The 668-nt window shown below is 65.0% G+C and carries 1 protein-coding gene; it reads left to right on the top strand.

Features of this window, described 5'->3' with window-relative positions; all coding sequences use genetic code 11:
* The coding region (locus tag A5752_RS04845) for an AMP-binding enzyme (RefSeq protein ID WP_156613622.1) at positions 1 to 668 on the top strand (668 nt) is incomplete at both ends.

Raw genomic sequence — 668 nt, 5'->3', positions numbered from 1 at the left:
CCGATCGGTGCGCCGGTATCGACCGCGGCGCTGTTCGTGCTCGACGAGTGGCTGCGCCCGGTTCCGGCCGGGGTAATCGGTGAGTTGTATGTCGCCGGCGTCGGCGTGGCGATGGGCTATCTCGGCCGGTCGGCCTTAACCGGGTCGCGGTTTGTGGCGTGTCCGTTTGGGGTGGCTGGGGCGCGGATGTATCGCACTGGGGATTTGGTGCGTTGGCGCTCTGATGGGCAGTTGGATTATTTGGGTCGGGCCGATGAGCAGGTCAAGATTCGTGGTTATCGGATCGAGTTGGGTGAGGTTCGGTCGGCGCTGACTGCGGTGGATGGTGTTGAGCAGGCGGCGGTGATCGCGCGTGAGGATCAGCCCGGTGTCAAGCGTTTGGTGGGTTATGTCACCGGGGTGGTTGATCCGGGGCGGGTGCGGGCGGCGTTGGCGGATCGGTTGCCTGCCTACATGGTTCCCGCGGCGGTGGTGGGCGTTGATGCGTTGCCGGTGACGGTCAACGGCAAGCTCGATGTGCGTGCCTTGCCCGCACCTGACTATGGCGATGGTGACCGGTATCGGGCTCCCTCTGATGCGGTCGAGGAGTTGTTGGCCGGTATCTATGCCCAAGTCCTCGGGCTCGACCGCGTCGGCGTCGACGACTCCTTCTTCGATCTAGGCGGGGA

The organism is Mycobacterium sp. 852002-51961_SCH5331710, from assembly GCF_001665535.1.
Classification (GTDB): Bacteria; Actinomycetota; Actinomycetes; order Mycobacteriales; family Mycobacteriaceae; genus Mycobacterium.
The sequence above is the reverse complement of the archived record's forward strand: the minus strand, read 5'-3'. Positions and strand labels throughout refer to the sequence as shown.